The 7673-nt window shown below is 32.0% G+C and carries 5 protein-coding genes and 1 pseudogene; 1 reads left to right on the forward strand and 5 read right to left on the reverse strand.

The window, feature by feature from the left end; genetic code table 11:
* Together FWJ34_RS16540 and pilM are read right to left on the reverse strand one after the other, a co-directional pair.
* Positions 1-296: pseudogene (locus tag FWJ34_RS16540) on the reverse strand (fimbrial assembly protein); the annotation flags it as partial.
* Positions 297-298: 2 nt separating this feature from the next.
* Positions 299-1411, reverse strand: a complete 1113-nt coding sequence (pilM, locus tag FWJ34_RS16545) for a type IV pilus assembly protein PilM (RefSeq protein WP_308256445.1) — start codon at positions 1409-1411, stop codon at positions 299-301.
* Positions 1412-1596: 185 nt separating this feature from the next.
* Here pilM and FWJ34_RS16550 point away from each other — a divergent pair, with 185 nt between their 5' ends.
* Positions 1597-2922 carry a sugar ABC transporter substrate-binding protein gene (locus tag FWJ34_RS16550; protein ID WP_308256446.1) on the forward strand — a complete coding sequence of 442 codons (1326 nt, stop codon included), beginning with the start codon at positions 1597-1599 and terminating at the stop codon, positions 2920-2922.
* Between the two features lie 79 nt (positions 2923-3001).
* Here FWJ34_RS16550 and FWJ34_RS16555 read toward each other — a convergent pair whose 3' ends face one another.
* The 3 genes from FWJ34_RS16555 to FWJ34_RS16565 all read right to left on the reverse strand — a co-directional run.
* On the reverse strand, positions 3002-3742 hold the full coding sequence (locus tag FWJ34_RS16555) for an MHYT domain-containing protein (RefSeq protein WP_308256447.1): 741 nt from the start codon (positions 3740-3742) through the stop codon (positions 3002-3004).
* 140 nt (positions 3743-3882) lie between these two features.
* Positions 3883-5220 (reverse strand): response regulator, encoded by a 1338-nt coding sequence (locus tag FWJ34_RS16560; protein ID WP_308256449.1) that lies wholly within the window; start codon positions 5218-5220, stop codon positions 3883-3885.
* Between the two features lie 529 nt (positions 5221-5749).
* The coding region (locus FWJ34_RS16565) for a hybrid sensor histidine kinase/response regulator (protein WP_308256450.1) at positions 5750-7673 on the reverse strand (1924 nt) is incomplete at its 5' end.

Below are 7673 nucleotides of genomic sequence, written 5' to 3' on the forward strand. Positions count from 1 at the left end.
CCTATTTGTTGAGTAATACCATCAATTTCTGTCTGAATTTTTTGAACTTCTGAATTTTGCCCTTGTAAACGTTGAATTTCGGCATCTAATTGGGCGATGGTATTGTTGGTGCTACTTTTTTGATTATTTAAGAAAAATAAAGATCCCCCCACGGCGGCAATGAAAGCAATACCGACTCCACCTCCGATCAAAATTGGTAATTCAACTGTTTTAGGAGTTGTTTTTTTAAATGAAGTAGTACTACCAGAACTATCTAATTTGCGATCTTTTAAAAAGTTAATATCAATGTTATACATAGTTAACTCATCCTCATCCCTAAACCAATTACTGTGCCTAATCCAGCCCTTTGCATTACGGATAAATCTTCTTTTAAAGTTAAAGATAATGCCGAAATAGGATCAATTTGCATCGCAGGAATACTTAATTTTTTGGTGAAAAACTCATCAATTTGGGTTAAACCTGAACCGGGTCCGGCTAACAATATTTGCACTACTTCTGTCTCACCACTTTGGTTCTGATAGAAATTGATTGATCGCCGTAATTCATCAACTAATTCCCCTAAAACTCTTAATAATGAGTCCATACCGGGATTAATCCATGTTTGACTACTGGTAGTATTAGTAGTAGTTTGCTCTGGATTATTGGGAATAGTAATCTCTTGCAATAATTCGGTATTTTTGGAACTTGGTAAGTTCATAGCTTGAGCTAAAGCGGTTTGCATTTGGTAAGTACCAATGGGAATAGTGCGAGAAAATTGAGGAACACCTTCAACAATAATAGCGATTTCTGTAGTGTCAAATTCAATATCGACTAATACTACAGCTTCACTAGGAGAAAACTGCCTCAATTGTTCTTTGATCGTTCTAATTAAAGAAAAACTGTTAATTTCGAGGACATTAATTTTTAACCCCGCTTGTTGAAAAGTCTCTAAATACAAATCAGTAACTTCTCGACGAGTAGCAACTAATAAAACTTGTACTTTTTCGATCCCATCTTCATCTACAAAATAACCCAATTTTTGATAGTCAAGATCGACTTCTTCTCTGGGATAAGGAAGATAAAGACTAGCTTCATGGTTTAACACCATATCTCGTAATTCTTGATCATTTAATTCCGCAGGAATAGGAATAACCTTTATAATGGATTCTTTCATTGGCACTGCGGTAGCGATTTGTTTAGGCTTAATTTTCGCTTCTTTTAATAATTGATCAATTAACTCTGCTAATCCAGAAGAATCTACTATTTGCCCTTCTTCAAAAATTTGTTCAGGAACATCGAGAAAATGGTATTTTAACAGTTTGTATTGTTGCCCTTTTTTGGTTAGTTGAGCCAAAGTAATTTTATCAGGATTAATTTCAATTCCAACGCCACTACTTTTGCCTCCTACCAAATTTTCTAAAAAACTCAACATTGTCTTAACTCCTTTTCCGTATATTTACGGATACAAGATAAAGATTTTATAAATTAATTCTATTCTATCCAATGTCAGGGATTATGATTTTGGTTTTGACAGGATAAACAAACTATAATCTAATATCATTTAGTGTAAATCATAGTTAAGAATTTATTTTTAAAATTATTGAGGAATATTCATCAATGTTTTTTTTGTCATGGAATAAAAGTAAAAATAATTTAGTTACTTATATTCTCTGGTTTATTTCAGGTTTATTAATAACTTTGTTAGTCAGTTGTACCACGCCTAAAGCTACTTCTACCTCTGAAATTGAATTTTGGACAATGCAGTTACAACCACAATTTACGCCATTTTTTACAGAATTAAATCAATCCTTTGAAACTCAAAATGTTGATAATAAAATTCTTTGGGTTGACGTGCCTTGGAATGCCATGGAAAGCAAAATTTTAACGGCTGTATCGGCTAAAAATGCTCCTGATGTGGTAAATCTTAATCCTGATTTTGCTTCACAATTAGCCAGTCGTAACGCATGGTTAAATTTAGATACGGCAATTACTCCTGAAATTAAAGCTCAATATTTACCCAAAATTTGGGAAGCTAATAAAATAGAACTTTGTGAAACTGAAAATCAGTGTCAAACTACTACTTTCGGTATTCCTTGGTATTTAACTACTACTGTAACGGTTTATAATCAAGAATTGTTTAAAAATGCAGGTATTGAAAAACCTCCCTCTACTTATGAAGAATTAGCGATCGTGGCGGAAAAAGTAAAAAGTAAAACGGGAAAATATGCTTTTTTTGTACCACTTATACCCACAGATTCCAATGAAGTATTACAATCTTTTGTGCAAATGGGTGTTAATTTAGTTGATGATCAAGGTAAAGCGGCTTTTAATACTCCTGAAGGTATAAACGTATTCCGTTATTGGGTAGATTTGTACCAAAAAGATTTGTTACCACCTGAAATTATGACTCAAGGTCATCGTCATGGTGTTGAATTATATCAAGCGGGAGAACTTTCTCTTGTGGGCACTGGTGCTGAATTTTTGAAAACTATATCTAACAATGCACCAACCATTTATCAACAATCTGGTGTAGCTCCCCAAATTACAGGAAAAGCGAATAAAAGAAGTGTCTCTGTAATGAATTTAGTTATCCCCAAAGATAGTGATAAATCAGAAAAAGCGGTTAATTATGCTTTATTTGTTACTAATGCTGATAATCAATTAAACTTTGCTCAACAGGCTAACGTTTTACCTTCTCATAATGAGGCGATCGCAAAATACATCAATAATTTAGAACAAGATAGCAATAAAGATTTAGTTACGGAAGCGAGAAAAATCAGTGCTATGCAATTAGACACTGCTGAAGTATTGATTCCGCCACTCAAAAATATCAGTCAACTAAAAAAATTTATTTATGAAAATATACAAAGTGCGATGTTAAAGGAAAAAACTATTGAACAGGGGGTTACTGATGCCGCTAATCAGTGGAATAATTTAACTTAAGTATCAAATTTGAATGAGGGTTAACATACGAATATAGGATAAAGTTTCATCCTATATCATAGAGTTAGTATTCGGTAGTTCAGGTTGAACGATTCCAGTTAGCATTAAGTAAAACAATATAAACAATAGCAAACATTCCTAAAACTGCTAACGCCACAGAAAAACCAATCACTGAACTATCTAAAATATTAGCTTGTTTAATAATGATACCGTAATCAATTTTAAATCGGGCGGCCGCCATTCCCGTATAATGCATTGACAATACGGCTACTCCCATAATTAAAGAAGCAAGAATTTTTTTCCCCACATAAGTTTTATCTTTCTTTGAAGTTCGTAATCCGATAACAATAACAATTGCAGCTAAAGAAACCACGATGGCAATAAATACTGATAAAGCAAAAATTAAAGGATCATAACTAACTTTAGCGGCAACTCTCATGGCAGTCATGCCAATATAGTGCATTCCAGCAATAGCTAAACCCATAGTAATAGATCCTGCCATCAGAACTTTTTTATTAACAAGGGGTTGAGTAATAATATATAAACCCTGAGTACATCCTGATATTGCCGCTATGAGAGAAATTAAAACTATCACAAGATCGTAGGTAATTTTAGCTTCCATGGAAAAAGCCGTCATGGCAATAAAGTGCATTCCCCAAATGCCCATTCCCATGGTTACAGCACTAAGAATTAACCATGTCCAACGTTCTAAACCTTTATTTAAAGTGATCTCTGTTGACATTTCAATGGTGAAATAACCTGCACCTACAGCAATGATAGCTGACAGTATGACTAAGGGAATATCGTAACTAATATTCATAATTAATAACTATTTTGTATTTAAACAATTGATAATTTCTGGAGTTAAGGATAAGTAATAAATTTGAGATTTTAAAAATGTTTCAGCTTTTGATTATGGCATGAGGGGTTTTTACCTTCATTAAAATATTGATTACACAACTAAAGCAAATGAGCTTTTTGGGAAGTTACTTGTAAATATTTATTGACGATATTTAATAAACTCTCTTGGGTAAATGGTTTCGCTAAAAAGTCTTTTGCACCAATGGCTTCAACTTTTTCTTTATCTAACATTTTAGTATTGCCACTAACAATAATAATAGGAACATTATTAAACACAGAACTACTTTTGAGTATCTGAGTAAGTCGATTTCCATTAATACCGGGCATAGATAAATCCATTAAAATCAAGTCTGGTTGACTATCAAATAAGTAAGAAAGAGATTGCATCGGATTTTCCACTGTTAAGACTTCATACTTATCATTTCCTAAATAATCTTTAATGGTTTCGAGTATGGTGGGGCTATCATCAATACAAATAATCTTATAAATTTTCTGTTTATTTGATTTTGAAACTTTAGATTCATTACTGATAAAGTATTTAGGATTAATCGGACGATTGTTTTTCTGAGATGATTTAAGGGGATCTTTAGTTTGATTTATCTTAATCGGTGTAGTAATAGTATTAGAGGTAGAAGATTTTGGAGAAACATTATTTTGAGATTGATGATTTAATACTGAGGGTATTGTTGGTAATTTATCAAGAGGAGTTTTTGGAGAATGTAATTTAATAACTTGATGTTGAAGATAGGGAAATAATAATTGAGCTAGTTTTAACTCATCCTGTTTTAAAATAATACTTAACTGACGAATAGTCGCACCCTGCATCAATTTTGCTAACTGCATTAAAACCTGTGGAGAAAGACTACCATTGGGAACTTTTTCGGGCAACTTAGAAGAATAAATAAACAAAGGGCGTTGCTGAGGAGAAGTAATTAAAGGTGTTAATTTTTGCCATAATTGAAGACGAATTTGTAAAGATTTTACCAACGGAGAAAGTTCGAGAGGATTTACCCCAATCTTATTTTTTATTTTTAAAGATTGAACTGTCGTTATTTGATTCCATTGATATTCTCCCTCTCTTAACCAAAGAAAAGACTCTAAAGCATCTTGACTCAATTCTTTAATTAACGTTGTTTTTTGACTAGAATTAAGATGATTTTGTTCCCATAAATCGTTGATTATTGTTATAAGTTTAAGATTATCAGTGTTATTTTGACCTTTAGTTAAGTCAATTTTTGTAACCGCATTGGGGGCTATAGCCATTAAATGATGCTTAATGGTTTCTAAAGATTGTAAAGAATGTTGGGCATATTGTAATTTACCTTCCGCTAAATAAATATTCCAGTTCACTGAATTTGCCTTAATCTGAAGATGTGCTGTTTTTTTCTGATGGAGTCCATCTTGAAGAATTGTCAGGGGTTGAAAATTGAAACTCATAATTTTTTCTGAACAATATCTATAATTAAATAAAGTTTAAGTAATATAGTTTTTAGTAAAAATAGCCGTGATCAGATAAAAAAAGTTTTTTTTTTGTAAATAAAATTATTGCAAAGACTTTTTGTATCTTAATTTTTAGTGTTTTTAATTAATATCTTATTAAAACCGATAATTATGTAAATTTTCTGTAAATGAGAATTTTTGTATCTAAAATGAGATATATCTTAATAAAATTTAACATTTATTTTATAAGAGGCAACGGGGCATCGGGGCAATGGTAAAATCTTCATTCTCAATTTTCAATTCTCAATTCTTCAAGCAATAGTTATTAAAATTGATAATTTCCCACCTAAATATAGACTTTAATTTTTATTTTGCACTCGTGTCTATTAAAAAATAAATCTGTAAATCTTACTATACCGTCAAAGCTGACCACTGAAAGCTGATAGCTAACACCTTTAAAAATCTCACAACTCCCATAGGATTGCTATAGCTTAGACTGTTTATTTTGCGCTGGTACTTATTTTTGTTACAATCGGTAAAGTCGAATTAAATCTGAGATTTTATTTAATAATTCTTGCTCATTATAAGGTTTAGAAAAATAAGCATTTGCACCTAAATTAAATGCTAGTTTACGATGTTTTTCATTACTACGAGATGTGAGCATTAAGATAGGAAGGTTTTGAAATTGAGGTTTTCCCTTGACTTCTTCTAAAACGCCATAACCATCGAGGCGAGGCATTTCAATATCACAGATAACGGCTTGAACTGATAATCCTGCAAATAATTTATCTACTGCTTCTTTTCCATCTTTGGCTTGTTCAACTTGATAACCTGCTTTTTCTAAAGTTGAGGCTAAATAACGACGAACATTAATCGAGTCATCAATAATGAGAATTGTATTATTGATTACGGGGATAGTTGTTTTATTTTGATAAGGCAAAATCAGAGTAGTTTCATGTTCATTTTGATTTATTTTTCTTTTTACTTTTGTTTTTAAAGATTCTTGTACAATTTGCACAGGATCAATTAATGGTAAAACTCTACCGTCTCCTAAGATCATGGAACTTATAAAGCCTACAGGCATACGCAAATGTGTGTTAATCGGGCGAATTGTCACCTCTTGTTCACCCCAAAATTGATCAATTTTAATGCCACCGATATTATCTCCTTCTCCGACAACAAAAATTGTAGGCTCTTCTATAACGGGATTACCAAGCATTTTAAAAGGTTTAGAAGATCGATTAAAAATAAATGTTTCAGCTAAATGAACCAGAGGAATTGTTTGTTGTAACCAATTAATTTCTGTTAAGTTTTCTAATTTTAAATTATTATCTGGGATGAAACGTAACATTTCACGGATACTGTTCATGGGCATTGCTAAAACCATGTCTTTTATTTCCACAATCATCACTCTTAAAATTGATAAATTAAAAGGAAGTTTGAGGGTAAAAGTTGTTCCTTGTCCTTTTTTTGTTTCTGCTTGAATATCTCCTTTTATTTCTCTAATATTAGTGCGTACAACATCCATGCCGACTCCTCTACCTGAAAGTTCTGTCACTTTTTCACTGGTACTAAATCCGGGTTCAAAAATGTAGTTGATGATTTCTGATTCAGACATTTCTTGAATTTGTTCCTCTGTAATTCCCATAAACAATAGACGATAACGTATTTTATCCAGAGGAATACCAGCACCATCATCTTTAATCGTGATAATAGTTTGCGTACCTCGATTAGTCGCATTAAGAGTAATTGTTCCTTCAGGATTTTTTCCAGCTTTGATCCGAGTTTCGCTATCTTCAATACCATGATCAAAAGCGTTACGAATTAGGTGCATTAATGGGGCATTAAGAGCTTCTATTAAGTTTCGATCAAGAAGGGTAGTTTCTCCTTCAATTTTGAGATTAACTTTTTTGCCAAATTGTACACTTAAATCTCTGATTAAACGGGGAAAACCCCTAACTAAATCTACAAAAGGACGCATTTGAATGCGGGTAATATTTTTTTGTAGAGATCGCATGGTTTGATTTAATTCTTGTATAGCTTGGTCAATATCTTGTAATCCAAAATCAATATCCGTGCTGACTTCTTTTAATTGGACAATAGTTTCAATTTGTTCTTGAGAAATTGAGTGTAAATCACTATAACGATCCATTTCTAAAATATCAAAATCTTCCAAAGTGGAGTTAGGAAGTTTGATCGGATTATGATTCTGAATATAATCAGGAACTTTCGATAAAGATTCTTCTGGTATAGATAAAAAATCTTCTTGAGAATCTTGATCATCTAACATTAATGTATAATAATACCAATTTTGTAAATCCTTATTGGATTGCTCCAATTGATTCATACGCTTGTGCATTAATTCATTAAAATTCTTTAAATGTTCTAAACGTAAATTAACTCGTTTATGTCTAAAAATTAGTTTCCCGAAAAAGGAAATAAGATAAGTA

Source organism: Geminocystis sp. GBBB08 (genome assembly GCF_016743215.1).
In the GTDB taxonomy this organism is placed as follows: Bacteria; Cyanobacteriota; Cyanobacteriia; order Cyanobacteriales; family Cyanobacteriaceae; genus Geminocystis.

Bases quoted from the DNA above. Each gene is read 5' to 3' on its own strand.
- pilM (WP_308256445.1), bottom strand. From the start codon at position 1,411: ATGTTGAGTTTTTTAGAAAATTTGGTAGGAGGCAAAAGTAGTGGCGTT.
- FWJ34_RS16550 (WP_308256446.1), top strand. From the start codon at position 1,597: ATGTTTTTTTTGTCATGGAATAAAAGTAAAAATAATTTAGTTACTTAT.
- FWJ34_RS16555 (WP_308256447.1), bottom strand. From the start codon at position 3,742: ATGAATATTAGTTACGATATTCCCTTAGTCATACTGTCAGCTATCATT.
- FWJ34_RS16560 (WP_308256449.1), bottom strand. From the start codon at position 5,220: ATGAGTTTCAATTTTCAACCCCTGACAATTCTTCAAGATGGACTCCAT.